Annotated in this window: 26 protein-coding genes; 12 read left to right on the plus strand and 14 right to left on the minus strand. The window is 63.8% G+C overall.

Annotated elements, in window-relative coordinates:
• The first annotated feature begins 85 nt into the window (after positions 1-85).
• From AC0L28_RS26070 to AC0L28_RS26080, 3 genes are all read left to right on the plus strand, one after another.
• Positions 86-1,093 (plus strand): diguanylate cyclase domain-containing protein, encoded by a 1,008-nt coding sequence (locus tag AC0L28_RS26070; protein ID WP_473481090.1) that lies wholly within the window; start codon positions 86-88, stop codon positions 1,091-1,093.
• Between the two features lie 290 nt (positions 1,094-1,383).
• The gene (gene dapE, locus AC0L28_RS26075) at positions 1,384-2,583 is read left to right on the plus strand and encodes a succinyl-diaminopimelate desuccinylase (RefSeq protein WP_128175761.1); all 1,200 of its coding nucleotides are present in this window, start codon (positions 1,384-1,386) and stop codon (positions 2,581-2,583) included.
• Positions 2,584-2,585: 2 nt separating this feature from the next.
• Positions 2,586-3,191, plus strand: a complete 606-nt coding sequence (locus AC0L28_RS26080) for a hypothetical protein (protein WP_027152135.1) — start codon at positions 2,586-2,588, stop codon at positions 3,189-3,191.
• Between the two features lie 152 nt (positions 3,192-3,343).
• Here the strand turns inward: AC0L28_RS26080 and truA are convergent, their stop codons facing one another.
• From truA to def, 5 genes are all read right to left on the minus strand, one after another.
• On the minus strand, positions 3,344-4,102 hold the full coding sequence (gene truA / locus AC0L28_RS26085) for a tRNA pseudouridine(38-40) synthase TruA (protein WP_128175759.1): 759 nt from the start codon (positions 4,100-4,102) through the stop codon (positions 3,344-3,346).
• Positions 4,103-4,119: 17 nt separating this feature from the next.
• Positions 4,120-4,629, minus strand: a complete 510-nt coding sequence (locus AC0L28_RS26090) for a GNAT family N-acetyltransferase (protein WP_027152137.1) — start codon at positions 4,627-4,629, stop codon at positions 4,120-4,122.
• Entirely contained in the window at positions 4,626-5,561 is a 936-nt protein-coding gene (gene fmt, locus AC0L28_RS26095; protein ID WP_473481092.1) for a methionyl-tRNA formyltransferase, read from the minus strand. The genes AC0L28_RS26090 and fmt overlap by 4 nt, the downstream gene beginning before the upstream one ends.
• 107 nt (positions 5,562-5,668) lie before the next feature.
• The gene (locus tag AC0L28_RS26100) at positions 5,669-5,896 is read right to left on the minus strand and encodes a plasmid stabilization protein (RefSeq protein WP_473481094.1); all 228 of its coding nucleotides are present in this window, start codon (positions 5,894-5,896) and stop codon (positions 5,669-5,671) included.
• Positions 5,897-5,990: 94 nt separating this feature from the next.
• On the minus strand, positions 5,991-6,536 hold the full coding sequence (gene def, locus AC0L28_RS26105) for a peptide deformylase (protein WP_128170220.1): 546 nt from the start codon (positions 6,534-6,536) through the stop codon (positions 5,991-5,993).
• 105 nt (positions 6,537-6,641) lie between these two features.
• Here def and AC0L28_RS26110 point away from each other — a divergent pair, with 105 nt between their 5' ends.
• Positions 6,642-7,901: a DNA recombination protein RmuC gene (locus AC0L28_RS26110; protein WP_128175742.1), complete on the plus strand. Its 1,260-nt coding sequence runs from the start codon at positions 6,642-6,644 to the stop codon at positions 7,899-7,901.
• 4 nt (positions 7,902-7,905) lie between these two features.
• Here AC0L28_RS26110 and AC0L28_RS26115 read toward each other — a convergent pair whose 3' ends face one another.
• Positions 7,906-8,310 (minus strand): GFA family protein, encoded by a 405-nt coding sequence (locus AC0L28_RS26115; protein ID WP_128175739.1) that lies wholly within the window; start codon positions 8,308-8,310, stop codon positions 7,906-7,908.
• A gap of 102 nt (positions 8,311-8,412) precedes the next feature.
• A complete protein-coding gene (locus tag AC0L28_RS26120) occupies positions 8,413-9,243 on the minus strand; it encodes a transglutaminase-like domain-containing protein (protein WP_287298832.1) in 831 nt (276 codons plus the stop codon).
• A gap of 211 nt (positions 9,244-9,454) precedes the next feature.
• Between AC0L28_RS26120 and AC0L28_RS26125 the strand changes: the two genes are divergently transcribed.
• Positions 9,455-9,580: a hypothetical protein gene (locus AC0L28_RS26125; RefSeq protein ID WP_023801558.1), complete on the plus strand. Its 126-nt coding sequence runs from the start codon at positions 9,455-9,457 to the stop codon at positions 9,578-9,580.
• Between the two features lie 179 nt (positions 9,581-9,759).
• Entirely contained in the window at positions 9,760-10,074 is a 315-nt protein-coding gene (gene sugE, locus AC0L28_RS26130) for a quaternary ammonium compound efflux SMR transporter SugE (RefSeq protein ID WP_473481096.1), read from the plus strand.
• 85 nt (positions 10,075-10,159) lie between these two features.
• Here sugE and AC0L28_RS26135 read toward each other — a convergent pair whose 3' ends face one another.
• Positions 10,160-10,588, minus strand: a complete 429-nt coding sequence (locus tag AC0L28_RS26135) for a DUF6481 family protein (protein ID WP_023801556.1) — start codon at positions 10,586-10,588, stop codon at positions 10,160-10,162.
• A gap of 244 nt (positions 10,589-10,832) precedes the next feature.
• Here AC0L28_RS26135 and AC0L28_RS26140 point away from each other — a divergent pair, with 244 nt between their 5' ends.
• The 3 genes from AC0L28_RS26140 to AC0L28_RS26150 all read left to right on the plus strand — a co-directional run bounded on the left by AC0L28_RS26140 (position 10,833) and on the right by AC0L28_RS26150 (position 14,436).
• Positions 10,833-11,894 carry an LLM class flavin-dependent oxidoreductase gene (locus AC0L28_RS26140; RefSeq protein ID WP_473481161.1) on the plus strand — a complete coding sequence of 354 codons (1,062 nt, stop codon included), beginning with the start codon at positions 10,833-10,835 and terminating at the stop codon, positions 11,892-11,894.
• A 218-nt stretch (positions 11,895-12,112) separates the two neighbouring features.
• A complete protein-coding gene (locus tag AC0L28_RS26145; RefSeq protein WP_473481098.1) occupies positions 12,113-13,276 on the plus strand; it encodes an AI-2E family transporter in 1,164 nt (387 codons plus the stop codon).
• A 158-nt stretch (positions 13,277-13,434) separates the two neighbouring features.
• Entirely contained in the window at positions 13,435-14,436 is a 1,002-nt protein-coding gene (locus AC0L28_RS26150; RefSeq protein WP_473481100.1) for an LLM class flavin-dependent oxidoreductase, read from the plus strand.
• A 26-nt stretch (positions 14,437-14,462) separates the two neighbouring features.
• On the opposite strand, the gene AC0L28_RS26155 is transcribed toward AC0L28_RS26150, so the two are convergent.
• The gene (locus tag AC0L28_RS26155) at positions 14,463-15,494 is read right to left on the minus strand and encodes a LacI family DNA-binding transcriptional regulator (protein ID WP_023801552.1); all 1,032 of its coding nucleotides are present in this window, start codon (positions 15,492-15,494) and stop codon (positions 14,463-14,465) included.
• 219 nt (positions 15,495-15,713) lie between these two features.
• On the opposite strand from AC0L28_RS26155, the gene AC0L28_RS26160 reads away from it, so the two are divergent.
• Genes AC0L28_RS26160 through AC0L28_RS26170 form a run of 3 tightly spaced genes read left to right on the plus strand, consistent with a single transcriptional unit; the run spans position 15,714 to position 19,578 of the window.
• Positions 15,714-17,300 carry a sugar ABC transporter ATP-binding protein gene (locus AC0L28_RS26160; RefSeq protein WP_473481163.1) on the plus strand — a complete coding sequence of 529 codons (1,587 nt, stop codon included), beginning with the start codon at positions 15,714-15,716 and terminating at the stop codon, positions 17,298-17,300.
• Positions 17,297-18,613, plus strand: coding sequence for an ABC transporter permease (locus AC0L28_RS26165; RefSeq protein ID WP_473481102.1), 1,317 nt, complete (start codon positions 17,297-17,299; stop codon positions 18,611-18,613). The genes AC0L28_RS26160 and AC0L28_RS26165 overlap by 4 nt, the downstream gene beginning before the upstream one ends.
• Positions 18,610-19,578, plus strand: a complete 969-nt coding sequence (locus AC0L28_RS26170) for a substrate-binding domain-containing protein (RefSeq protein WP_128175728.1) — start codon at positions 18,610-18,612, stop codon at positions 19,576-19,578. The genes AC0L28_RS26165 and AC0L28_RS26170 overlap by 4 nt, the downstream gene beginning before the upstream one ends.
• Positions 19,579-19,816: 238 nt before the next feature.
• Here AC0L28_RS26170 and AC0L28_RS26175 read toward each other — a convergent pair whose 3' ends face one another.
• From AC0L28_RS26175 to AC0L28_RS26195, 5 genes are read right to left on the minus strand one after another with little or no spacing between them, the layout of a single operon-like run.
• Positions 19,817-20,278 carry a MarR family winged helix-turn-helix transcriptional regulator gene (locus tag AC0L28_RS26175; protein WP_473481164.1) on the minus strand — a complete coding sequence of 154 codons (462 nt, stop codon included), beginning with the start codon at positions 20,276-20,278 and terminating at the stop codon, positions 19,817-19,819.
• Entirely contained in the window at positions 20,275-20,859 is a 585-nt protein-coding gene (locus AC0L28_RS26180; protein ID WP_473481104.1) for an amino acid synthesis family protein, read from the minus strand. Before AC0L28_RS26180 ends, AC0L28_RS26175 begins: the two co-directional genes overlap by 4 nt.
• Complete coding sequence (locus tag AC0L28_RS26185) at positions 20,852-21,733, minus strand: UPF0280 family protein (RefSeq protein ID WP_473481106.1); 882 nt, start codon at positions 21,731-21,733, stop codon at positions 20,852-20,854. Before AC0L28_RS26185 ends, AC0L28_RS26180 begins: the two co-directional genes overlap by 8 nt.
• Positions 21,733-23,274 (minus strand): 6-hydroxynicotinate reductase, encoded by a 1,542-nt coding sequence (locus AC0L28_RS26190; RefSeq protein ID WP_473481108.1) that lies wholly within the window; start codon positions 23,272-23,274, stop codon positions 21,733-21,735. The genes AC0L28_RS26185 and AC0L28_RS26190 overlap by 1 nt, the downstream gene beginning before the upstream one ends.
• Positions 23,271-26,150: a molybdopterin-dependent oxidoreductase gene (locus AC0L28_RS26195; protein WP_473481110.1), complete on the minus strand. Its 2,880-nt coding sequence runs from the start codon at positions 26,148-26,150 to the stop codon at positions 23,271-23,273. Before AC0L28_RS26195 ends, AC0L28_RS26190 begins: the two co-directional genes overlap by 4 nt.
• Between the last annotated feature and the right edge of the window lie 13 nt (positions 26,151-26,163).

Consider the following 26,163-nt stretch of genomic DNA (forward strand, 5'->3'; position numbering starts at 1 on the left):
GGAACCGGAAGCTGTCCGCGCGCGGCTTCTCGACACCACTTTCGAGCGCAAATTCGCTGTCCTGTTCGGCACCATCAGTGTCCTGGTGCTGGCAGTCGGCGCCACTGTCTTCACCGGCGACCGGTGGCCTTACGCCTGGATGGCGGCCGACCTCATTCTGTTTGCCGTCCGCTTCCTGCTGATGCGGGAATGTGAGCGGACCCGCAAGCGCGGGGGAACGGGGCCGCTGACAGGCCTCATGGCCGCCGGTGGGTCATGGTCGGTGATTTTCGGCCTCGGCTGCTATGGCTGCGTCGTCAGCGGGGATATGGCGCTTGCCGTGCTGGCTGCCTTGAACGTCGCAGGCGTCGTCGGCGTGGTGTCGTCGCGCAACGCAGCGACCCCGCGCTACGCCATATTCGTCATGCTGGCGGTAAGCCTGCCTTTCCTGGTTGGCGCGCTGTTATCTCCGGCGCCCGGAATGTCGATCGTCGGATTTCAAGTGCCTTTCTATGTGGCCGGCGTCATCATCGTGCTGCTTCAAAATCATGCGATCAACGCCCGCATGATCCGCGCCGAACTGGACAATCGCGATCTGGCGATCAAGGACGCGCTGATCGGCCTGCCCAACCGCATCTTCCTTCAGGAGAAACTGCGCGGCATGTGCAGCGAGCTTGCGGCGCCGGCAGCAAACGGCGGCATGCCGTTTGCCGTTCTCAGCATGGACCTCGACGGCTTCAAACACGTCAATGACCGCTTCGGCCACGCGGTCGGCGACATGCTGCTGCGCAAGGTGGCCGAACGATTGAAGCGCGCTTTCCGACCGGGGGATATGGTCTTTCGCATCAGCGGTGACGAATTCGTGATCCTGCTGCCCGACACATCCGAGATCGAAGCCACCATGCTGGCAAAGCGCGCCATTGAGAAGATTTCGGTACCCTTCGACCTTGGCGTGGGCACCGCAATACCCATCGGGTTGAGCATTGGAAGTGCCTTCGCGCCTGCCGACGGCGGCGAGCCGGAACTTCTTCTCACCTGCTCCGATCACGCGCTCTATGAAGCCAAGCGCACCGGAAAGGGCCGTTACCGGGCGCATGTGCGGGCCGCGAACTGACCACAGCGATTATTTGGGCCTTTTGTCGCTCAGTCCATGCAATATCTCGTATCCCGCCTAAGTGCGTCGCGTCTGAAGCGACTCCTGCGACGCACTTTAAGCCTTTGTTTGTTTTATGCGCATTTGCCCAAAACCGCTGCGCCCGCACCGGTCAAGCCCAGGGCCATGCCTTTTGGGCGACATGCATCAGGCCTGCGACAATACGCCATGAAAACCATAGTGTCGGCGGGATGGCTGGCCCTTATGTCTGGCCGTGACAGGCCTTGCGCTTTCGACTAACGCTTTTGCCCATGACGTTGCCGACCGATCCCGCTGGAAATCTCGCCGCCCTCATCCGCTGCCCCTCCGTGACACCTATCGAGGGCGGGGCACTGAGCACGCTGGAAACAATGCTGAAACCACTCGGCTTTTCCGTCGAGCGCCCGGTGTTCTCGGAGGACGGCACGCCCGATATCGAAAATCTCTATGCGCGGCGCTCCGGCAACGGTCCGCACCTGATGTTCGCCGGGCATACCGACGTGGTGCCGGTCGGCGACGAGACCTCATGGACGCATCCGCCTTTCGCTGCCGAGATCGCCAAGGGCGAGATGTTCGGTCGCGGTGCCGTCGACATGAAGGGGGGCATCGCCTGTTTCATCGCCGCCGTGGCGCGCCATCTCGAGTCGAAAGGCGGCCTGAAAGGCTCGGTCTCGCTGCTGATCACCGGCGACGAAGAAGGGCCGGCCATCAACGGCACGACAAAGCTGCTCGAATGGGCGGTCGCCAAGGGCGAGAAATGGGATGCGTCGATCGTCGGCGAGCCGACCAATCCCGATGCGCTGGGCGACATGATCAAGATCGGCCGGCGCGGCTCTTTGTCCGGCAGCATCATCGTCAACGGCCGCCAAGGCCACGCCGCCTATCCGCAGCTTGCCGACAATCCGGTGCGCGGCCTGATGACGCTGGTCGAAGCCTTGCTGCACCCAGTCTTCGACAAGGGCACCAAGGACTTCCAGCCGACCAATCTGGAGGTAACCTCGATCGACGTCGGCAATCCGGCCACCAATGTTATTCCGGCAAAGGCGACCGCCGCCTTCAACATCCGCTTCAACGACACATGGACCGCCGAGACCATCCAGGCGGAAATCCACAACCGTCTCGACAAGGCGGCGAAGCGAAAGAAATACCGGGCCGGCAAGACGACACCGGTCGATTACGAACTCGTCTGGCGCGACCGGCCGAGCCACGTCTTCCTCACCCGCGACGAGCGGCTGATCGAAGCGCTCAGCGGTTCGGTCAAGGCGGTGATCGGCAGGAAGCCGGCGCTTTCCACCTCCGGCGGCACCTCCGACGCACGCTTCATCAAGGATTATTGTCCGGTGGTCGAGTTCGGGCTGGTCGGCAAGACCATGCACATGGTCGATGAACGCGTCGCACTTGCCGACCTCGAGACGCTGACGCAGATTTATCTGCGCTTCATCGAAGACTGGTTCGAGCAAGGCGCATCGTAATCATGCTTTCGTCGGATGAAACCTATGCTTCGCTCAACGGCGCCTGGCGACTGATGCTCGGCAAGGCCGATGGGCTGCGCCAGTTCGACCTTTCGGCCGACGGTTTCTGGAATTCCTTCTTCGCCATCGTCGTCGCGGCACCGGCGCTGATCGTCGGTTGGGTCGGCCTCGCCAACGAGATCGGCGATCCGAATGCATTCGCCGGACGCTTCAGCATGCTGATCCGTCTGGCGACAGTCGACATCGGCGTCTGGGTGTTGCCGCTTGTCGGCCTTGCCCTCGTCGCGCCGCGCGCCGGCATCGGCGGGCGCTTCGTCCACTATGTCGTCGCCAGCAACTGGGCGTCGGCGATCATCGCCTGGATGATGCTGCCAGCGGCGTTGATCAGGCTTTTCCTGCCGTCCACCAACGAGTTCGCCGTACTGGCGTCGCTGCTTTTGTTCGCGCTGTCGATGATCCTGACCTGGCGGATGACAAACGTTGCCATCGGCAGGGGCGCGGCTGTCGGCAGCGCTGTCTTCGCCGGAATGTTCGTGGCGTCGCTGGTCGTTCTGTTCGCGCTGCAGGCGCTGCTCGGCATCGGTGCGCCGAGCGGAACCGGGACTTGAATAGCCTCGGATCATCGGATTCACACGCCGCGTCACCATCGCCTTCATTGTAGAGTCCGAGCGCGTGGTGATTGTGCGCGTGTTCTACGGCTGGGCCGATTGGCAGGACGACCTAGCCTAGTGACGCTGACTGATCGGCACATCTAGCCGCGTCATCCGGACGCCTTCGGATAATCTACCCCAACGAGAAAAAGCCCATCGGGCGGCGCCACCTGGCCACAGGCTGCACGGTCGCGCGCGTCGAGCGCCGCCTTCAGATCGGCAATTGTCCAGCCGCCTTCGCCGACGCGCTTCAGCGAGCCGACCATCGAGCGCACCTGATTGTGCAGGAACGAGCGCGCCGAGGCTCGCACTTCGATCATGTCACCCAGCCGACTGACATCCAGTCGGTCGAGCGTCCGGACCGGGTTGTCGGCCTGGCACTGGGTCGAGCGGAACGTGGTGAAATCATGCCGCCCCAGCAGCACCTTTGCCGCTTCGTGCATGGCCTCGGCGTCGAGCCGCTTCGGCACCCACCAGATCTTGCCCTTGTCGAGCGCCGCCGGCGCGCGCCGGTTGACGATGCGGTAGAGATAGTGGCGGCCGATCGCCGAGAAACGCGCATCGAAGCTATCCGGCACCACAGCCGCCTTGAGGATGGCGATGCGCGCCTTGGCCGTTTGCAGGTGGGCGTTGACGGCATCGCGAACCTTGTCATCAGGCCACGCCCTGACGAGATCGACATGCGCCACCTGACCGGTCGCGTGGACGCCGGCATCGGTGCGGCCGGCGCCGCGCAGCGAGACCTGTTCGCCGCAGAATTTCTCGATCGCCTGTTCGATCGCCTGCTGCACCGAAGGCTGGTCTGCCTGGCGCTGCCAGCCGGCATAGAGGCTGCCGTCATATTCGATGTCGAGGCGAAAACGCGGCATTCCTAAGAAGGATGAGGTTAGGCGGCGAGCGCGGTGCCGAAAGCCGAAGCGTAGACCAGCTTGCCGGTCTCAGGCGCTTCGCCCCAGACCAGCGCCTGCATCGCTTCGCCCTGGAACTCGCTTTCGAATTTTTCGGCGCGCGCGTGACTGTAGCCGAAGCGGCCATAATATGCGGGATCGCCAAGCACCACCGCCAGCACCTCGCCGGCATCCTTCAGGCGGATATGCGCCTCGCGGACCAGCGCACCGCCGATGCCGGTGCCATGGAATGACGGCTCGACCGCCAGAGGCGCCAGCGCCACTGCCGGAAAGCTCTTGCCGCCGTTCTGCACGTAAAGCCGCGAAAACAGAATATGGCCGACCACCTGTCCATCTTCTTCCGCCACCAGTTCGACGACGGCATCGCCGCCGCTGACCAGCGCGTCGACCAGTCCGGCCTCCGCCTGCTGGCCGAATGCGTGTTCCTCGACCAGGCGGATCGCCTCGCGGTCCCGCGGCGTCGCCGCGCGTATCGACATCATGCTCATGAGAATTTCATTCCTTTTTCGAGCTTGGCCCCGCGCAGAAATTCCTGCGCGGCAATGGGCCTTCCGCCCGCACGTTGAACTTCGACCAACCTGATCGCGCCTGACCCGCAGGCGACCGTCAGCCGGTCGTCGAGAATTCCTCCCGGCTCGCAGGCGCCTTGCGAAAGCGTCGAGCGAAGCAGTTTCAGCCGATCCAGGCGGCCGGCAATTTCGATCTCGCACCATGCGCCGGGAAAGGGCGACAGGCCGCGAATATGATCGTGGACTTCGCCAGCAGGCCGCGTCCAGTCCACGCGCGTCTCCGCTTTATCGATCTTTTTGGCATAGGTCACCCCCTCCGTCGCCTGTGCGGTAAAAGTCAGGGCATCCCGTTCCAGACGAGCCAGCGCTTCCGCCATCAGCGCGGCGCCAATGTGCATCAACCGATCATGCAGTTCGCCGGCCGTCATATCGGGGCCGATGGCGCATTTTTCGGCCATCGCCACCGGGCCGGTGTCCAGGCCCTCTTCCATCCGCATCACCATCATGCCTGTCTCGGTATCGCCGGCCATGATGGCGCGCTGGATAGGGGCGGCGCCGCGCCAGCGTGGCAACAGCGACGCGTGACCATTGAGGCAGCCGAGCCGCGGCGCCTCGAGAATGGGTTTGGGCAACAGCAATCCATAGGCGACGACGACGGCGACATCGGCCCGCAAGGCGCGGAACGCCTGCTGCTCGGTCTCGTTCTTCAGCGACACCGGCGTCCGCACCTCGAGGCCCAGCCGCTCGGCCTCGCGCTGCACCGGCGACGGCGTCAGTTCCAGCCCCCGGCGACCGGCGGCGCGCGGCGGCTGAGTGTAGACGGCTCCAATCTCATGTCCGGCATCCGCGATCGCCCGCAGCGTCGGCACCGAGAATTCGGGCGTACCCATGAAGATGACGCGCAAGGGCATTTTGTTCCGGGTCCGGTCTTCGTCTGGCCGTTAAGTCGGCTCAGTCGAAGTCGCGAACTTTGCGGGTCGGCGACCGAAGTCGCGTTTCCTTTCTGCTTCGATTTCGTTCATGATCTTGGCAATTCATCGCCAATTGCGTTTTCAGCAGCGAAAGTCGCGCGAATAGCGTCCCATGCCGAAAGACCCGGCTCCAGCCTGGCTTGCCTTTCGGCGACCATGCCTTCGCGCAGAAGAGCTATCGCCTTGCCCGACAGGCTCTGGCCGCTCTTACGCGCCGCCTGCTCGATTTCCCGCTTCAAGGGTTCGGGAATATTTCTGATCAGCATGTCGCTCATCGGCGTCTCCATTTCCTGATCTGGAACAGGGTAGAGGGGCGCTGTCCCGCCAACATCTTCGAAAGGTTCAGCATCAAACTGCGCGAGTATCGCCCTATCCCACTAACTTGCCCGGCGCCTTGCTGCCTGATGGTTTGTCCCTGGCGAGCTTCTTGAACTTCTTCACCACCATGTCGCGCTTCAGCTTCGAGATGTGGTCGATGAACAGAACGCCGTTGAGATGGTCGATTTCGTGCTGCAGGCAAGTCGCCATCAGCCCTTCGGCCTCGATCTCCTGCAGCTTGCCGTCGCGATCGAGATATTTCACCCGCACGGCGGCAGGGCGCTCGACCTCGGCATAGTAATCCGGGATCGACAGGCACCCCTCCTCGTAGACCGAGCGCTGATCGGCGCTCTCAAGAATCTCGGGATTGATGAAGACATGCGGCGCCGGCGGCTCGTCTTCCTTGGCGAGGTCGATCACCAGCATGCGCAGCGGTTCGCCGATCTGGATCGCCGCCAGACCAATGCCCGGCGCATCATACATCGTGTCCAGCATATCGTCGGCCAGTTTGCGCAAGGCGCCGTCGACGCGCTCGACCGGTTTCGAAACTTGGCGCAGGACGGGATCGGGAAGGATGATGAGCGGCTTGATCGACATGGCGTCTCACCTAAGACCTCGCACGAAAAGCGTCAACCGGGGCATTTGCAGCGGCGTTCACGTTTTGATCTGTGTCGTCAGGCCGAATCATCTATGCTGTCCGATATGAACGACCTGACCACCATCCTGTCCGAACCGATCGCCCGGCTCGGCGCCACCACGATCACGCTCGGCCACGCGCTGGCATTCGGCGCGGTCCTGTTCCTGGGCCTGTTCGTGGCGCTCGTCGTCGCGCTCTGGCGCTCGGCCAAGGCGCGTGCGGTGGCTGCCGCGGAAGCCGCCGACCACGCCCGCGACGCCGAGGCGCGGATGGCCGGCATCCTGGCAAGCCAGGCCGAGATGCAGGGCCGCATGGGCGCCATCGCCGAAGTGTTCGGGGCGCGGCAGGCCGAACTCACGCAGTCGATCGGCCAGCGTCTCGACGCGATGACCGGCCGTCTCGGCCAGACCATGACCGAGCAGACGAAATCGACGCATGAAAGCCTCGCCAAACTGCAGGAGCGGCTGGCGGTCATCGATACAGCGCAAGGCAACATCCAGTCGCTCGCCAGCCAGGTCGTGCAACTTCAGGCAATCCTCTCCAACAAACAGACGCGCGGCGCCTTCGGCCAGTCGCGCATGGAGGCGATCGTCGCCGACGGCCTGCCGCACGGCGCCTATGAATTCCAGGCGACCCTGTCGAACGGCAGCCGGCCCGACTGCCTGGTGAAGATGCCGAACGGCGCGCCCGCACTCGCCATCGATGCCAAGTTTCCGCTGGAAGCCTGGAATGCCATCCGTGCCGCCGAAGGCGTCGATTTGCAGAAGGTCGCCGCACAAGCGTTTCGGCGTGATATCGAGGTGCATGTCCGCGATATTTCCGACAAATACCTGATCCAGGGCGAGACGCAGGACACCGCCTTCATGTTCGTGCCGTCGGAATCGGTATTCGCCGAGATCCACGAGAATTTCGAGGGGATTGTCCACAAGGCGCACCGCGCCCGCATCGTCATCGTCTCGCCGTCGCTGCTGATGCTGTCGATTCAGGTCATCCAGGCGATTCTCAAGGACGCCCGCATGCGCGAGCAGGCGCATTTGATCCAGGGCGAAGTCATCCGGCTGATGGAGGATGTCTCGCGCCTCGACGAGCGGGTGCGCAAGCTGCAGAGCCATTTCGGCCAGTCGGCCAAGGATATCGACGATATTCTCGTCTCGACGTCGAAGGTGACCAAGCGCGGCCAAAAGATCGAGGCGCTGGAGTTCGGCGCGCAGCCGGCGGAAGGCGACGCCGGATCGGCGGCCAACGCGAAGACCGAAGCGGGTGCGCGCGTCGCCGACTCCAAGACCGGCCAATTGAGGCTAAGGGTGGTCGAAGGCGACGACTGAGAGGCTACTGCTCCTCGACGATCATTGTGCCTTCGAACTCCGGCAGCCAATGCAGCGCCGAGCGGTGCCAGATCTGCTTTCTCGGGATCAGTTGTTCGCGCTGCCGCGCCGTGCCGACCCTGATGCCATAGACTTTCGGCCCGTCGCCAACCGACGTGGCATAGAGGTGCGTACCGCACTCGCCGCAAAAGGCCTGGGCGCGCCTGGCGCCGCTCGCTGCGGTCTTGATGTAGATCTTCGGCGTGCCCTTGGTGATCCGGTAGCGCTGCTCCGGCGCCGGCACGGTCACCCGAAACGCTGTTCCGGTCAGCTGCTGACAATCGATGCAGTGACAAATACTGGTGTTGTCCGGATCGACCTCCGCCTCGTAGGTAATGGCGCCGCAATGGCACCCGCCGTCGATTTTCATCTTCGTTCCTCCCTTCAGCCGCGCCTCGACGTGTTGGAGCTTAACGGCGCAGCCGCCGAAGCTCCACACAGGCATTCACAACGCGGCAAACCATCCGCTGGTTCAAGGCTGCTGCGTCGACGCCTGTTCGATGACTTCTTCCGTCCAGACCTTGAAACCGGCCAGCGTGCCCGGCCCGAAAATATGGGTCAGCGGCACATCGGCTGCGTCGCGGCCGGAGGCGATCAGGATGCGGCCGATGCGCGGCGCATTGTTGCGCGGATCGAAGGCATGCCAGCGACCGCCGAGGTAGACCTCCATCCAGGCGGCGAAGTCCATGTCCGACCAAGGCTTCGGCAGGCCGATGTCGCTGATGTAGCCGGTGCAATAGCGCGTCGGGATGTTCAAGGCGCGGCAGAAGGCGACGGCGAGATGGGCAAAGTCGCGGCAAACGCCGCTTTGCTCACGATAGGCCTCTGCTGCCGTGCGCGTCGGCCGCGCGTTGCCGTAGTTGAAGATGATGTGGTTGTGGACGAAATCGCAGACCGCCTGCACGCGTGGAATACCGAGCGGTGAGTGGCCGAACAGCCGCCACGCCTCGTTCGCCAGCACGTCGCTCTCGCAATAGCGGCTCGGCAGCAGGAACAGCAGCGTCTCCGACGGCAGGTCGCGCACCTCGTGCTGCCACGCCAGCAGATCGCCCATCTCAAAACTTCCGGGATCGCGGATCACCGCGTCCGTGCCGAAGGTGAAGCGACCGGGAGGGGCGACAAGGCGGTTGCACCAATTGCCGAAACTGTCGCGGTAGCTCTCGATCGGCACCGGTGGGTTCGAAGTCAGGAAATCCGGCCGCTCGAGATCGGACGCGCGGGAATAGTGAACGTTGAGCATCGCGATCAGCGGCGTTTCCTGCGGAAAGTCGAAGCTCATCTCGCAGCCGATATGGATTCGCATTATCGTCCTGACCGTCCTGCCGGATCACCACCCGGCGAAGGCACGGGCCGTTGCTGCAGCGCAAAAAAGATCATCGCACGGACCAGCGCGGTTTACGAGCGATTTAGAAACGGTTGACAGCCGACGGCTGGCGCCGGCGCCAGATTATGCCTCTTGCGGTCGAGCGTTTCTCTTGGTTCATTTCGCTTGCCACAATTGGAGGAAACGAATCATGGCTAAAGGTGCGATGAAGGCGGGCAAGGAAGCCCGCAAGCCGAAGAAGGACGCGAAGAAACCTGCCGCTGCCCCGACCCTGAAAGCGCCGCCCGTCAAGGCGACCAAACTCAAGGACAAGTAAGCCTCGGCGTTTCGGCGCAGTCATGACCGACGGCATTCCAGGACCATCGACATTCAGCGATTGGTCCTGAAGTGCTGTCGGCGCTGCTGTTGATTGGGCATTTCTAAATCAATGCCGCGAAGACGACTTCGCGCTTTCCGAAAAGACCGGGACGACCCGCAATCCAATGGAGCGTTCCGATGTCGTGGATTCTTCTCTTCTTCGCTGGCCTGTTCGAGATCGCCTGGGCGATCGGCCTCAAATACACTGACGGTTTTTCGAAGCCGCTTCCGACCGTCCTGACGGTTGCCTCGATGGTCGTCAGTCTCGCCTTGCTCGGACTGGCGCTGAAGACGCTGCCGGTCGGCACGGCTTACGCGGTGTGGACCGGCATCGGCACCGTCGGCACGGCGCTGCTTGGCATCTGGCTGCTCGGTGAGCCTGCGACCGCGATCAGGCTGGCCTGCATCGCACTCATCGTCTGCGGCATCATGGGATTGAAACTCGCGACCTAGTTCTTGCTGCAAGGCAGCAGCACAAACGCCTTCAGGGCCGCTGCAAGGCGGCCCTAAATTTGATTGGTGAATCGCGCTTGGAGCGCTAGCGAGCGGAAAAGCCCGGAGGCGTCCTGCCGGTGCGCTGCTTGCGCGCCGCATAGCGCGCGTCGCGCTTGGCTTTGCGCTCGGCCTCGTCGGCAAGCAAACGAGCGATGCGCTCGTTCTCTTCGGCTTCCCGGATCTTCGCTTCCGCCTGCGCCGCTTCTTCCGCAGCAATCCGCGCGGCTTCGGCAGCAGCTTCGCGCTCGGCCTTTTCGGCCGCTTCGCGCGCCAGCTTCTCCTGCTTCAGCCTGGCCTTTTCGGCCTCGCGTATCGCACGGGCTTCGAGGATCGCCTTGCGTTCGGCCTGTCGTGCCAGCACCGCTGGATCGTCCGCTGCCGGCTTTGCCTTGAAGCGCTCGAGAAGCGCCTTCTTTGCCTCGTTTGCGGCATTGCGCCGCTCGAAAACGTCTTTTTCCCTATAGATAGCCAAGTCCACTTCCCTGGAGTCAATTTGCGAGGCTTACATACGCGGGAAAACCCAGAGTTCAAGCGCCAAAACGGTATGCCAGCCATGAAATTCTGAGCTGTTGCAGCCGGGAGACGCCTTTTCGGCTGAATTCGGCTGAAACGGACATGCACTGTTCACCATCCGACCCTCTGGCGGCGCGGCGGACGGGTCGCTACCTGTAGCGCGAAAAACAAAACACCAGAACAAAACACCAGGATGACAGATGATGGAACTCGGTCTCTACACCTTCGCCGACGTCAGCCCGGAATCAGGCCCAGGCGCCATCGGTGCGCATGAGCGGCTGCGCAACCTGATCGAGGAGATCGAGCTGGCCGACCAGGTCGGCCTCGACGTGTTTGGGTTGGGCGAGCATCACCGTCCCGATTATGCGGCTTCAGCGCCAGTCGTGGCCCTGGCCGCGGCGGCCGAACGCACCAGGCGCATAAAGCTGACCAGCGCGGTCACTGTACTGTCCTCCGACGATCCGGTCCGTGTCTTCCAGCAGTTTGCAACGCTCGACCTTCTATCCAGCGGCCGGGCCGAGATTATGGCTGGGCGCGGCTCGTTCATCGAATCCTTTCCGCTGTTCGGCTACGATCTTGAGGACTATGACGAGCTCTTTGCCGAAAAGCTCGATCTGCTGCTTGCCGTCCGCGATCATGTCAAGGTGAGCTGGTCGGGCAGGCTGCGCGCTCCGATCAACGATCGCGGCGTCTACCCCCGCCCGTTCCAGGACAGATTGCCGATCTGGATCGCGATCGGCGGCACGCCGCAATCCGCCGCGCGGGCCGGTGCGCTCGGCCTGCCGCTGGCGCTGGCCATCATCGGCGGCGAGCCGGCGCGGTTCGCGCCGCTGTTCGATATTTACAGGGAAGCGGCCAAACGGGCCGGCAACGATCCGGCTGATCTGGCCACCAGCCTCAACGTGCACGGCTTCATTGCCGCGACCACCGACCAGGCGGCCGACGATTTTTATGGGCCGCAGGCCGAGGTGATGAACCGCATCGGTCGCGAGCGCGGCTGGGGTCCGACGTCGAGAGCACATTTCGACCAGTCGCGCGGCCCGAACGGCGCGCTGTTCGTCGGCAACCCCGAACAGGTGGCCGAAAAGATCGTTGCCCAGCACAGGATATTCGGCAACGACCGCTTCCTGCTGCAAATGGCGATCGGCACCATGGCGCACGCCAAGATCATGAAGGCGATCGAACTCTACGGCACCAAGGTGGCACCGATCGTGCGCAAGGAGACGGCGAAGGCGATCCCTGCTGCGGCCGCGCCGGCCGCTTGATTCGCCGGCTAGATCGTAGGGCCAAGGTCATCGTCAGCGCCGGCTAAGCGCATCGGCCGCAAATCGGAATCGATTTTCGGGGCCGATGGTAAATTCAAAGCGTTAGAGCGTACTTTGAGCGTCCAAGTGGACGCACGTCGCTCCAGCGGAACCTTGAAGCCGCAAAGGCGTTTCCGCCAACAGCGTACACCAATCGCAGTGTGCCGCCGAGGGCCAGAATGAAAGCCGAACCCGCCGCTTCGGGTGCTGCCGAGAGGCCCGATCCGCGCGTCGAGGCGCGTGCGGACATGCACCTGATACGTTCGCTGCTAGTCGGCATCTTCTTCCTTATGGCGATCTACGCGCTCTCCTTCGCCCGCGCCTTCTTCATGCCGGTCATCCTGGCTTTCCTGCTGGCGCTGACGCTGACGCCGATCGTCCGCTTCCTGCGCAAACACGGCATGCCCGATGTGATATCGGCGACACTGCTGGTGGTGCTGTCGGTCAGCATCCTTGCCGTGGCCGGCTATCTGCTCAGCGGCCCGGTCATCGACCTCATCAACAACACCTCGGTGATTGGCCAGCAGCTGACCGAACGTCTCGCGCAACTGCGGCGTCCTTTCGAAAGGATCATGGACATTTCGCGGCAGATAGAGGGACTGACGCAGACCTCCCAAGGGCCGGGCGTCCAGAGGGTAGCCATGGCGCAATCGGGCATCCTCTCGCAAGCCGCCGGCAATTTGCTGTCGGCGGGCACCAGCCTCATCATCGTCTTCGTCCTGTCGCTGTTCCTGCTCGCGTCCGGCACGATGTTCTATGAGAAGATCGTCGAATCCTTCCCCAGTCTCAGCGAAAAGAAGCGGGCACTGCGCGTCGTCTATGACGTCGAACGTGAAATCTCGCACTATCTGCTTACCGTCGCCATCATCAATACATGCCTGGGCGTGGTCATCGGACTCGGCCTATGGGCACTCGGCATGCCCAACCCGCAGGTCTGGGGCGCAGCAGCGGCTCTGCTCAATTTCCTGCCCTATATCGGGGCGCTGATTACAATCACGCTTGTCACGATCATCGCGCTGATCAGCTTCGACAGCATCTCCTACGCGCTGCTGGCGCCGGCCTTCGTGCTGTTGTGCGATACCGTCGAGGGCCAATTCGTGACGCCGACGGTGGTTGGCCGGCGCCTAGAGATCAACGCCGTGGCGATCCTCATCGCCATTGCCTTCTGGTCCTGGCTGTGGGGTTTCGTCGGCGCGCTGATGGCGGTGCCGCTGCTGGTCGTCATCAAGGTGTTCTGCGATCATTTCGACGAGCTCAGCCATGTCGGCAATTTCCTGGCGGCGCAACATACGGCGGTTGAGGACGAAGAGATTTCAGAAACCGACACGGCTGCGGGCGCATGATCCGAGAAGCGGGATAAGCTGCGGCAGGCAGCCGTGGATACTAAATTCCAGAGCGTCCCTTTTTGCTTGAGTGGACTCATGGGCGTCAGTTCAATTTTTTGAATTTGCGGCCGTCGCGGTAGGTTCCTACATCCCTCCCGTCCACAGGATCCCCGCCCATGACCGCACTTTCGGTTCTCGACCTGTCGCCGATCGTCGAAGGCAGCAACGCTTCGCAATCGCTCACCAATTCGCTCGATCTCGCCCGCCATGCCGAGCGGCTGGGGTACAGGCGCTATTGGCTGGCCGAGCATCACAATATGCCGGGCATCGCCAGCGCCGCCACCTCCGTCGTCATTGCCCATGTCGCCGGCGGCACCACAACGATACGCGTCGGAGCCGGCGGCATCATGCTGCCCAACCATTCGCCGCTGGTCATTGCCGAGCAGTTCGGCACACTTAACGCGTTGCATCCAGGCCGCATCGACCTCGGCCTCGGCCGGGCGCCGGGCACCGACATGGGCACGGCGCGTGCGCTGCGCCGCAACCTCGACGCCGGCGCCGACAGTTTCCCGCAGGATGTCATCGAACTGATGGGCTATTTCCAGCCGGCCGAAGACGGTCAGCGTATCCGCGCCGTGCCCGGCGAGGGCGAGCAGGTGCCGATCTGGATTCTGGGCTCGAGCCTCTATGGTGCGCAGCTCGCAGCCATGCTCGGCCTGCCCTACGCCTTCGCCTCGCATTTCGCGCCGGCCGAACTCGACCACGCACTGGAGATCTATCGCTCGCGCTTCCAGGCGTCGAAACAGCTCGACAAGCCCTATGTCATGCTCGGCCTCAACGTGTTCGCTGCACCCTCCGACGCCGAAGCGCGGCTGTTGTTCACCTCGCTGCAGCAGGCCTTCGTCAATCTGCGCACAGGCCGGCCCGGCCGCTTGCCGCCGCCGGTCGACGGATATGAGCGCGACCTCGACCCGATGGCCAAAACCATGCTCGGCCAAGCGCTGTCCTGCGCCGTCGTCGGCGCCCCGGAAACGGTCAGGCAAGGCATCGAGGCGTTCGTGCAGCGCACCGGCGCCGACGAGCTGATGGTCACCGCGCAGATTTTCGACCACGCAGCGCGGGTGCGATCCTTCGAGATCCTGGCCGACGTCCACAAATCGCTGTCGGAAGCTGCCTGACTTTTTTGCGAGGCTGCGAAGGCGCGTTAGGCGCTGACGCTTTGTGCGATCGCCCCCAGCGGCGCGCCAAGGGGCCGGCATGAATTGCGGATCATCAGGCGTCCCTTGAGCGTCAGCTTGCGCGGCGGCGCGTCCCTGTTTCCGGCGAGCCGGTCGAGCAGCAGATTGGCCGCCTGCTCACCGATCGCCTTGACCGGTTGTGCGACCGTGGTCAGTTGCGGCTGGAACACGTCCGACCACGGAAAATCGTCGAAGCAGGCGACCGAAATGTCCTCGGGGCAGGACAGCCCGATATCGCGGATCGCCTTCATGGTGCCGATCACCATCGGGTTGTTGGCCGAGAAGATCGCGCTCGGGCGGTCGTGCAGCGAAAGCAGCTGCATTGTCGCGTTGTAGCCGTCGACTTCATGGAAATTGCCGAAGCGGACAAGCTCGCTCTCGACCGGCAGGCCGGCAGCCTGGAGCGCCTCGCGATATCCCGTCATGCGATCATGCATGGGCGAGATGTCGAACGAGCCGGAGATGTAGCCGATCCGCCGGTGGCCGAGATCGATCAGATAGGTGATGGCGTCGAACACCGCGCGCTGGTTGTCGAGAACGACCGCGTCGGTATCGACGCCTTCGCAAACGCGGTCGAGCAGCACCACCGGCACGTTGGCGTCGTCGACAATTCTCTTCAGGATCGCGCCGTCGCCGACGCGCGCAACAATCAGTCCGTCGACCATTCGGTCGAGCAGCAGCCTGATCTGGTCGTCCTGCGTGTTCAGGTCCTCGTCCGTGCAGCACAGCATGACCGCATAGCCGGCGCGGTCGAATGCCTGCTGGATGACCGAAACGACATCGGTGAAGAACGGATTGGTGATGTGGGGAACGGTCAGCCCGATGGTGCGGGTCGTGCCCATCTTCAGGCTGCGGGCGATCGCGTTGCGCTTGTAGCCGATGTCGCGGATCGCCTGTTCGATGCGCTGGCTGAGCTCGGGACTGACGGTCGCGGTGCCGTTGATCAGCGCCGAGACGGTGGCGACCGAAACACGCGCCACTTCAGCCACGTGCAGCATGGTGGGGGCCGTGGACTTTCGCTGCTTTTTTCGTCCTGACGCCATCATTTTCGAAACGTTTCATCGCCCTCTGGCTGCAATACCTAAGGAATCCTGCGGATTTGTGCAAGAATTGAAATGCATCAATCCCGCCTCATTAGATAGCGACTTGACATGTTCGAAACGTTTAGATTAGCGTTTGAGATGTTCGACGACAACGGAAGGGAGGCCGTTCTTGTCATGGAGCATGGCAATTCCATCACGTCCGGAGATGATGCGGCCGCCGGCCGCTCGGCTGTCGTTCTGAGCGCCGAGCACATCTCCAAGACCTTCGGTGGCATCGCCGCACTTGTCGATGTCGGCTTCGAGCTGCGGCGCGGCGAGATCCATGCGCTGATGGGGGAAAACGGCGCCGGCAAGTCGACGCTGATGAAAATCCTCTCCGGCATCTATACGGATTACGACGGAACGGTGAACGTCGATGCCCATCTGGTCCGTTTCGCCGGGGTGCGCGACGCCGAGCATGCCGGCATCGCCATCATCCACCAGGAGCTCAATCTCGTTCCCGAGCTCAGCGTTGCCGATAATATCTTCCTCGGGCGCGAGAAGCTGATCGCCGGACTTATCGTCGACCGCAAGGCAAGCAGCCATGCCGCAGGCGCCCTGCTGCAGAGGCTCGGCATCGAGCTCAACCCGGAAGCGCGGGTCGGCAGCCTACGTGTCGGCGAGCAGCAGCTGGTCGAGATCGCCAAGGCATTGTCGATGTCGGCGGGCATCCTGATCATGGACGAGCCGACCTCCGCGCTTTCGCCGGCCGAATGCCAGAGGCTGTTCCGGATCATCCGCCAGCTCGCCGACAACGGCGTGGCGATCATCTACATCTCGCACCGCATCGACGAGGTCATGCATCTGGCCAGCCGGGTCACCGTGTTTCGCGATGGACGCCGCGTGCTGACCGAGGCGATGGCAAAGCTCGACGAAGATACCATCATATCGGCGATGGTCGGGCGCAACCTGCTTGCCTCTTCCCAGGAAGAGCGTGGTCCCAGCGGCAAGGTCGTTCTCTCCGTAGGCGGCCTATCGCTGTCGAAACCAGACCGCCACGGCTGGCGCACCGCGCTCGACGGCGTCGCCTTCGATCTTGCCGAAGGCGAAATTCTGGGGATAGGCGGACTGCTCGGCTCGGGACGCACCGAAATCCTGGAGACCATCTTCGGCTCCAGCGGCGGCCGCGCCGGCGGCGAAATCCGGCTCGACGGCGAGCCGGTGGAAATCCGTTCGCCGCGCGACGCCCGCCGGCTCGGCATCGCCTTGGTGACCGAGGACCGCAAGACGCAGGGCCTGCATCTTCAGGCCTCGATCACCGACAATGTCGCGCTGCCGCTGGTCGGCACGCTGGCCCGGTTCGGGCTTCGCTCGCGGGCCGCCGAGCAAGGCCTGGCGCGGCAGGCGGTCAAGGCGCTCGGCATTCGCTGCGGGACCATCGAGCAGCCGGCCGGCACCCTGTCCGGCGGCAACCAGCAGAAGGTCGTCATCGGCAAGTGGCTGGCGACGCGGCCGCGGGTGCTGCTGCTGGACGAGCCGACACGCGGCATCGATGTCGGCGCCAAGCGGGAGATCTACGACCTGATCTTCAAGCTGGCGCGAGACGGGCTCGCCATCGCCGTCATCAGCTCGGAATTGCCGGAGCTGCTGCTTCTTTCCGATCGCATCCTGGTCATGGCCGATGGTCGCCAGACGGGAATCCTTTCCCGCGCGCAAGCCAGTGAGGAGGCCATCATGCGGCTCGCGGCGCCGCGCCGGACCATGACGAGACCCGCAGCATGAGCATCTTGAACATCCTGTCGCGGACGAAGCTCTATTGGGGCCTGATCGCCATCTTCCTGATCGGCGTGCTGGGCTCGCCGATCAGTTCCAAGGGCAACAACATCTTCCTGTCCTACGGCAATCTGCTCGATGTGCTGCGTCAGGTGTCGACCACCGGCCTGATCGCCACCGGCATGACGGCGGTGATCATCACCGGCGGCATCGATCTTTCCGTCGGCTCGCTGATGGCGATCTGCACCGTGGTCTGCGCCATGCTGCTGACGGTTCCGGGCGTCACGCCGGCGGCGGTGCTGGGGGTGCCGACAGTTGCCGTGGTCGCCCTTTGCCTCGGCATCCTGGTCACCCGCTTCATCTTCCTGAACATCGAAAAATCGCGCGCCGGCCCGCAGGCCACCCACGCCGTCAGGCTGGACAGCGTTCGTGGGCTGGTCACGCCCGGCATTGTCGGGGTGATCCTCTGCAGTCTGGTGCTGTGGTTCCTGCTGCCGCAGGTCGGCTCGAAATTCGGCGTGCTCGGCGTGTTGCTGGTGGCGCCTTGCGTCGGCTTGCTGTTCGGCGCGCTCAACGGCTTCATCATCGTTGCTGGGCGGCTGCAGCCTTTCATCGTCACGCTGGCGATGATGGTGACGGCGCTCGGCATCGCCCGGCTGACCGCCGGCCAGAACAATGCAGTGCTGCCGGTCTACACCGGGTCGAACGCCACCGCCGATTTCGAAATGCTGCGCTCGCTGGTGTTCGGCGTGATCCCGATGCCGGGCCTGTTCTTCCTCGGAGCGATCCTGATCTACGGCGCGGTGCTGCGCTTCACCCCGTTCGGCCGCTATGTCTACGCCATCGGCGGCAATGAAGAGGCGGCGCGGCTGTCCGGCATCGCCGCCGGCCGCGTCAAGATCGCCACCTACGCGGTGTCCGGGCTGCTGGCCGGCGTGGCGGCGGTGCTCTATGTCGCTCAATACAGGCAAGGCAAGCCGGATGCCGGCGCCGGGCTGGAGCTCGATGCCATCGCCGCCGTGGTCATCGGCGGCACCAGCCTGATGGGCGGACGCGGCAGCCTCATCGGCACATTCTGCGGCGTGCTGATCTTCGGACTGCTCTCGAACATCCTGCAATTGCACAACATCAATTCGAACCTTCAGCTCGTGCTGAAGGGGATGATCATCATCGGCACCGTGCTCGTCCAGGAACGCAATGCCGGTGATCTTCTCTACTATCTGCGCCTGCCCTTTGGAAAAACGGCGCAAAAGGAAACGACCGCAGCAAAGCGGCCGTCAAAAGAGACCCCGTCTCTAAATCTTGGAGGAAACAAGAAATGAAACGACGTGAATTGTTGAAGCTTGCCGCTGTCACCGCGGCACTGCTGACCACGACCGCGCTTTTGGCCAGCGGCAACGCCTACGCGCAGGACAAGAAGTGGAAGATCGGCTTCTCGCAGGTGACGACCATCGAGCCGTGGCGCGCCCAGTTCAACAAGGACATCCTGGCCGAGGCCGCCAAGCATCCGGAAGTCGAGCTGATCGTCACCGACGGCGAGGACAAGACGGAAAAGCAGGTCGCCGATGTCGAGAACCTGATCCGCCAGGAAGTCGATGCGCTGCTGGTGTCACCGAAGGAATCCGCCGGGTTGACCGGCGTCGTGCAGCAGGCGATCGACGCCAAGATCCCGGTCTTCGTGCTCGACCGCAATGTCGAAACCAAGGACTACACGCAGTTCGTCGGCGGCGACAACAAGCTGATCGGCCGGGCTGCCGGTGAATACGCCGTCGAATTGCTCGGCGGCAAGGGCAAGGCATCAGGCAATGTCGTCGAGATCTGGGGCGGCATGGGCACCCAGCCGGCACATGACCGCCATGACGGCTTCCATGAATTCACCGACAAGGAACCGGGCATAAAATATTTGCTCGACCAGCAGTCGGGCGACTGGAAACAGGACCAGGCCTACAACATCATGGCCACGGCGCTGCGCAACAACGAGAAGATCGACCTCGTCTATGGTCATAACGACCCGATGGCCTACGGCGCCTATCTTGCCGCCAAGGATGTCGGCCGCGAGAAGGACATCAAGTTCATCGGCATCGACGGCCTGCCCAATGAAGGCGTGCAGCTTGTTGCCAATGGCGAGCTGACGGCAACGTTCACCTATGTGACGCCGGGTGCCGAAGGGCTGCGGCAGGCGATCAAGTTCCTGAACGGCGAGAAGGTCGAAAAGACCATCACGCTGCCGACGCAGAAGATCACCAAGGAAAATGCCGCCCAGATCCTGAAGGAGCACGGGCTCTGAGGCGTGTCGCCGGTGAGGGCGCTTGAGGGACGCGGCATGGCGCTGCCCCCCGAAACGCTGCACCCTTTTTTCAACGCTGGCGATTGGCGAAACCATCGGTGGCGGCTTCTTTCTCCCCGTCACTATACGGGGAGAAATGCCCGGCAGGGCAATGAGGGGCAGCGCAGACCGAACAAGCTGACTCGGCCAGGTATCCGAAAATGCGGACTCTTACGGCCTAGGCTGACCAAGGCCGCGCTCACGCCAGCTTGGCCAAAAGCCTCATGAAAATCGCCGCCTCCTTGGCTGAAAGCGGCGCCAGCGTTTCCTCGGTGATCTCGCGGGCGATCGGGATCAGCCGCTCGACGGCATTGCGGCCTTCAGCGGTCAGATTGACCAGCAGGCGCCTTTTGTCGACCTCATGCTTGGAAAGCTCGACCAGGCCGCGCGCCTTGAGCCGGTCGATGACGCCTTTCACCGTCGCCGCGTCCATGGCGATCAGGCTGCCAAGCTGGTTCTGCGAAGTCTCGCCGACATCGTGCAATTTGGCCAGGGCGGCGAATTGCGGCGGCGTCAGGTCGGCAATGTGCGCGGCGAAGATCGAGACATGGCGCTGGTGCGCCTTGCGCAGGGTGAAGCCGACCTGCTCCTGCAGGCGGTAATCGTTCTCGTCGGGCTCCTCGGCCTCGACGAGCTTGAGCTTGATGTCTTCGGCGCTCACCGCAGTCCGTCCCATGCCTTGATGTCCTTTGCCGCGAGGCCGCCCATGCGGTCGTGCACGCGCGGGCCGCAGGTCATGGCGAGGCAGAACAGGATCTCGTCGGGACGAGGCCCGTCGCTGATGCCGACCTCCATGGCATCGAAATGACTGCGCACATAGGCGGCGTTGATATGACCTAGCGGCACGTCGAGCCGCGAGCCGAAGGCGCCGACCTTCTTTGCCGATGGCACGATCGCCTTGGCGTCGCCGAGCCGCTCGCGCATGGCATAGCCGCCAGGCACATGCCACAGCGCGCCATGCTCCAGTTCGCCAGCGATACCGACGATGGCGCCCTTGCCGTAGCCGTCGATCTGTTTCACGTCGCCGCCCAATGCGGCGATGAGCTTGTCGGAGAGCAGCAGCCCGAGCGGCTTCAGACCGTCCATGGCGCTCTGCAAGTCTTCCACGTAACGGCCGGCGAATGGGTTGTTCACCACCGCCATGGCGGCGGCGCGGCGGCGCGGCACCTTCGCCACCGGCCCGCCCTCATGAAATATCTCCTCGGTCAGCACCGCAACCTTGCGGATCGCAAACTCAGGCATGGGCAATTTCCTTCCTTGATTTCTCGTTGGGCGCAACGAGCGCTATGGGGCCGGCGATCCGTGCCTGACCGGCAAGGAACAGCGCTGAAGCGGCAAGCAGGCCATGTCGCCGAAAATCTTCGGCGACGGCGAGCCCTCGGTCCAGCGCGGCGGCTATTTCGCCTGATGAAAGCGCGCCGACGGCCTGGGTGACCAGGCGATCGCCAAGGTCGCTGTCGGGCGCCAGATCGCGCGCCGGCATGCGCTCGATGGCGCGATGACCGGGCAGGTCGACTGCGTTGGCGATCAGGGTGGCGGCGGCATCGGCTTCAGCACCGGTCCGCGCCAGTACGGCAACAGCGTCGGCGATGCCGAGCGAAAAGGAACGGCCGCGCCAGCCGCTTGTCGCGATGCCGCGGATCCCGTCTTCGGCGCGGATCGTGATCCGATCTGCCAGTCCATGACCTGTCCCGGCAATGGCAAGCGTCATGGAACGGTCATTGCCGAGATGAATCGCGCTGTCGCCACCATTGTTGACATAAGCGCGATCGAGCCGGCGCCCGGCCAGCAGCGCGCCAAGCATTTCGTCGGCTACCGAACCGGCGACCGCAGCCATCGGCGTGATGAATTGTTTCGCCAGCGGAACAACAGCTGCTTCCATACGTCTCGCCGTCGGGCCAGCGAAAGCACGTGGTCGCGACGAGGCCGGGCGGCGCAGTTCTGGCAGTTCGTCGACGAGCTCCTGCAGGATTGTTTGAACCCGCGCCACCGCCTGGCCATAGGCGGCGCGGCGTTCGTCCGCTTCGCCAAATGCCTCGACGATCAGGTCGATCGGGCCATGATTGAGATGCAGCCGGCTGCCGTCCTCAAGCCAATGCGCCTGCGGGCCGTTCATCACTTGGCCCCGTCTGCCGTTGCGCGCCGCAGCTGCGCCAGCGGCGGCCATGGGTTGCTGGCCGGCGCAGCCGTGCCGCGGCGCGGGTTGAGATACTCGCCGCCTTTGGCGAGAATGTCGTCAACGCTGCGGATCTCGGCTTCGTAGCCTCCGAGCCTGATATAATCGTCGCGACGCAGGGTGAACTCGATCGGCGCCACCAGCGCCGGCGTCGGTACATAGCCGAAGGCGCCTTCCGGCACGCGGGTTACATCGACCATCAGCGTGATGCCGCCGCCCGGCCAGACATAGACCGGCGCGCCGCCGACCGTCACATAAGTCGTCAGGCCCTGCACCGAGCGGGTCAGATTGACCGGGTTCTCGGTGACGCCGGCGCGCAGCGAGCCGCCGGCACCACCGACGAACAGCACGGTGCACAGCGCCGGCTCGCAATTCTCCTCGATCAGGCCGACGGATTTCTGCAGCCGCTCGGGGAATGGTTTCTGCACCGGCTTCAATTCGTCGTCGAGCTCGTAATACGCGAACTGCTCGCCGGTGGTCGAGACCATCAGCAGCGACAGGCCGGGTCGCGCGCCCTTCTTCGCATTCCATTCGCCGAGAATCGACAGCGGGTCGGAAATGCTGGTGCCGCCCCAGCCGAGACCGGGCTCCGACACCTTGAAATAGCGGCCCGGCGTCGAACGGCGGCCGATGATTTTTATCCCGGTGTCCTGCCAGCCGAGCACCTTGCCTGCCTGATGCTCGGAGACGACGCCGGTGATGTGGTCGTCGACCACCACCACCTCGTCGACCAGGCCGCGCCACTGGGTGGCGAACATGCCGATGGTGGCCGAGCCGCAGCCGACGCGCATCCGCTGCTCGAGCTTGCCGTCGATGACCGGCGGCTTGCCGGCTTCGACGACGACCGTGGCACCGCCGTCGATGGCGAGCTCGACCGGCTTGCGGTTGCAAAGATTAAGCAGCGCATCGCAGGTGGCACGACCTTCGGCTTTCGAGCCGCCGGTCAGATGATGCACGCCGCCCAGCGACAGCATCTGCGAGCCGTATTCGCCTGTGGTGACATGGCCGATCGCCTCGCCTTCAGCACGGATCGTCGCCGTTTCGGGGCCGATATGACGGTCGGTGTCGATCTTCACCTTGACGCCGCAGTAGGAGAAGATGCCCTCGGTGACAACGGTGACGAGATCGACGCCTTCGACCTCCTGGCTGACGATGAAAGGCGCCGGCTTGTAGTCGGGATAGGTGGTGCCGGCGCCGATCGCGGTGACGAAGCGGCGGCCGGTGTTGACCAGTTCGCCGTCCCATTCTTCGCCCTCGGCGACAAACTGCACGACCGCGCCGCCGGTCTCGGTCGCGTGGTCGAGGATGGTCAGCGGATCCATCCGCACGATCCTGCCGCCGACATTGCCGTAGCGGTCGCAGGCGCCGGTGCGGCCGTCTGCTATGTAGCACATGACCGGGCAGGCATCGCAGCGGATCTTTTCCGCCACCTGCTTCTCGCCGGGATCATGCGTCTCGAAGCGTTCGGCAAGCTCGCTCATCGGCGTGCCTCCTTGTCGCGTATCGCGGCGCGGATGCGGCTCGGCGTCGCCGGAATTCTACTGACCAGGACGCCGGTGGCATGGCGGATGGCATTGAGGATCGCCGGTGCCGTCGGGATCAGCACATGCTCGCCCAGGCCCTTGGCGCCAAAGGGTCCTTCCGGATCCGGAACTTCGATCAGGATGGTCTCGATCGGCGGCACGTCGCCGATCGTCGGGATCAGGTAGTCGTGCAGATTCTCGGTGCGGCCGGGGATGTATTCCTCCATCAGCGCCATGCCGATGCCTTGCGCGATGCCGCCCTCGATCTGGCCTTCGGCGAGCAGCGGATTGATCGCCTTGCCGACATCATGCGCGGCGGTGATCTTGATCAGCTTGACCGTGCCGAGCTTGAGGTCGACCTCCAGTTCGGCGATCTGCGCGCCGTAGCCATAGACGGCATAAGGCTTGCCTTGGCCCTTGGCGTCGAGCGGCAGGGTCGGCGGGTCATAGCTTTCCTCGGCGCGAAAGACCAAGCCATCGGCGTCGGCCTTCAGCGTGGACAAATCGATATGCCGTGTCGCTTCGCCCTCGCGGATGACCAGGCTTGCGCCATCCAGAGCGATCGCCGCTCTCTCCGACACATTGGCGAAGCGCAGCATCGTCTCGCGCAATGCACGGCCGGCCTTTTCGGCGGCCTTGCCGGTCACGAAGGTCTGACGCGAGGCGGACGTCTTGCCGGCGTCCGGCGTGATCGCCGTGTCGGCGCTTTTCAAGCGGAATTTTTCGAGCGGCAGGCCGACCGCGTCGGCGCAGATCTGCGCAATGACCGTGTTCGAACCTTGCCCGATATCGACGGCGCCCTGATGCAGGACGACATCGCCTTCAGCCGAGATGCCGACCCTGATGGTCGACGGATTGGGCAGCGAGGTGTTGCCGCAGCCGTACCAGCAGGAGGCGACACCGACGCCGCGTTTCGTGCTGTCATTGGCACTGTTGAACGCATCGGCATCGACAAGCGCACGCATCCAATGCGGACGCAGCGCTTCGAGGCACTCGGCGATGCCGACGCCGGATTCCAGCCTCTGGCCGGTGACCGTTTCGGATCCGTTACGAAGGCAGTTTTTGAGGCGAAAATCGAGCCGGTCCAGCCGAAGCTTTGCGGCAAGCTCGTCATAGAGCGTCTCCTGCATGATCGTCGCCTGCGGCACGCCGAAACCGCGGAAGGCGCCGGAGATCGGGCCATTCGTATGGATGGCGCGGCCCTCGGCCCGATAATTCGGCGTCGCATAGGGACCGGAGGCATGCACCGGTACGCGGTTGGCGACGGTCGGTCCCCAGCTCGCATAGGCGCCGGTGTTGAAATCGCCTGCGAAGACCATGCCGGTGACGCGACCATCGGCATCGGCACCGATCGTCGCCTTCATCTCGGCGGGATGACGCTTGGTGGTCGAGATCATCGATTCATTGCGGGTGTAGGCAAGTGCTGCCGGCCGCCCGGTTTTCATGGCGACCAGACCGATCAGCGGCTGCAACGAAACGTCAAGCTTGGAGCCGAAGCCGCCGCCGGTGGCGGTCGGCACGATCCGCACCTTGTCGACGGCAAGGCCAAGCACTTTTGCGACGTCGTCGCGGTCCATATAGGGCGCCTGCGTGCAGGCGACGACGACCAGCGTGTCGCCGTCCACATAGGCATAGCCGGCCTCCGGCTCGATATAGGCGTGTTCGACATAGGACGTGTCGATGGCGCCGGAAACAGTGAACGCAGCGCCGGCAAGGGCGCCGTCCGTGTCACCGCGCTCGACAAAGCCTGATGTGAGCAGGTTTGCCGGCCGGTTCTCGTGGATCAGCCGCACGCCGCCGGCTTGCGCCTCGCATGGCTGCATGACAGGCGGCAACTCGGTCCAACGAACAGGAAAATCTGCAAGGTCGAGATCGAGGATGGCCTCGCGCTCGCCGGCAACCAGCGCCACCGCCTCGCCGCGAAAGCGCGAAAAATCTTCGGCCAGCGCCGGCTGGTCGGCAAAAGGCGCAATGACGCCGAAGCAGTTCTTTCCCGGGATGTCGGCAGCGGTGAAGACGCCAACGATGCCGGGATGGACTTTCACCCAGGCGTCGAGATCGCCGAAGGCGAAGCGGGCGTGATGATGCGGCGAGCGGACCACCAGCACCGCCAGCGCATCGGCCGGGAAGGAATCGCCGCCGAATTTTTCGCCGCCGGTGACTTTCGGCAGGCCGTCGAGGCGGATTGGAGAGGAGCCGACAGCGTGGCCTGAGATTGGCATTCTGCGGTCAAGATCGAGAGAAGGGGTCGCCAGCGCAGAAACTTGTCCCTTCTCCCCGTCACTATACGGGGAGAAGGTGCCGGCAGGCGGATGAGGGGCAGCGCCGTCGGTCGAAAATTCGCTCGCGAACCGTCCAGCATCCATCACCGCCGCGACAATCTTGCGATAGCCGGTGCAGCGGCAGAGGACGCCGCCCAGCGCATCCTGGGTTTCGGCCTCGGTTGGATTGGGGTTGCTGTCCAGAAGCGCTGTCGCCGCGATGAGCAGGCCGGGTGTGCAGATGCCGCATTGCGCCGCGCCATGGTCGAGGAACGAGGCCTGCAGCGCCGACAATCTGCCGTTGGCGAGACCCTCGACCGTGGTCACCACGGTGCCGGCGGCAGAAGCCGCAGACATCAGGCAGGCGCAGACAGGTTCGCCGTCGACAAGCACCGTGCAGGCGCCGCAGTCGCCGGCGTCGCAGCCGACCTTGGTGCCGGTCAGGCGCAATTCGTCACGCAGCACCGAAGAGAGACGGCGAACCGGCGGCACGCAGACAGAGACGGCGGCGCCGTTGACCTCGAAGGCGATGTCGGCGCGCTCCATGCCCATGCCAGGCTGAGCTCCGCTCATGCCAGGCTGAGCT

It is taken from the genome of Mesorhizobium sp. WSM4847 (assembly GCF_055811335.1).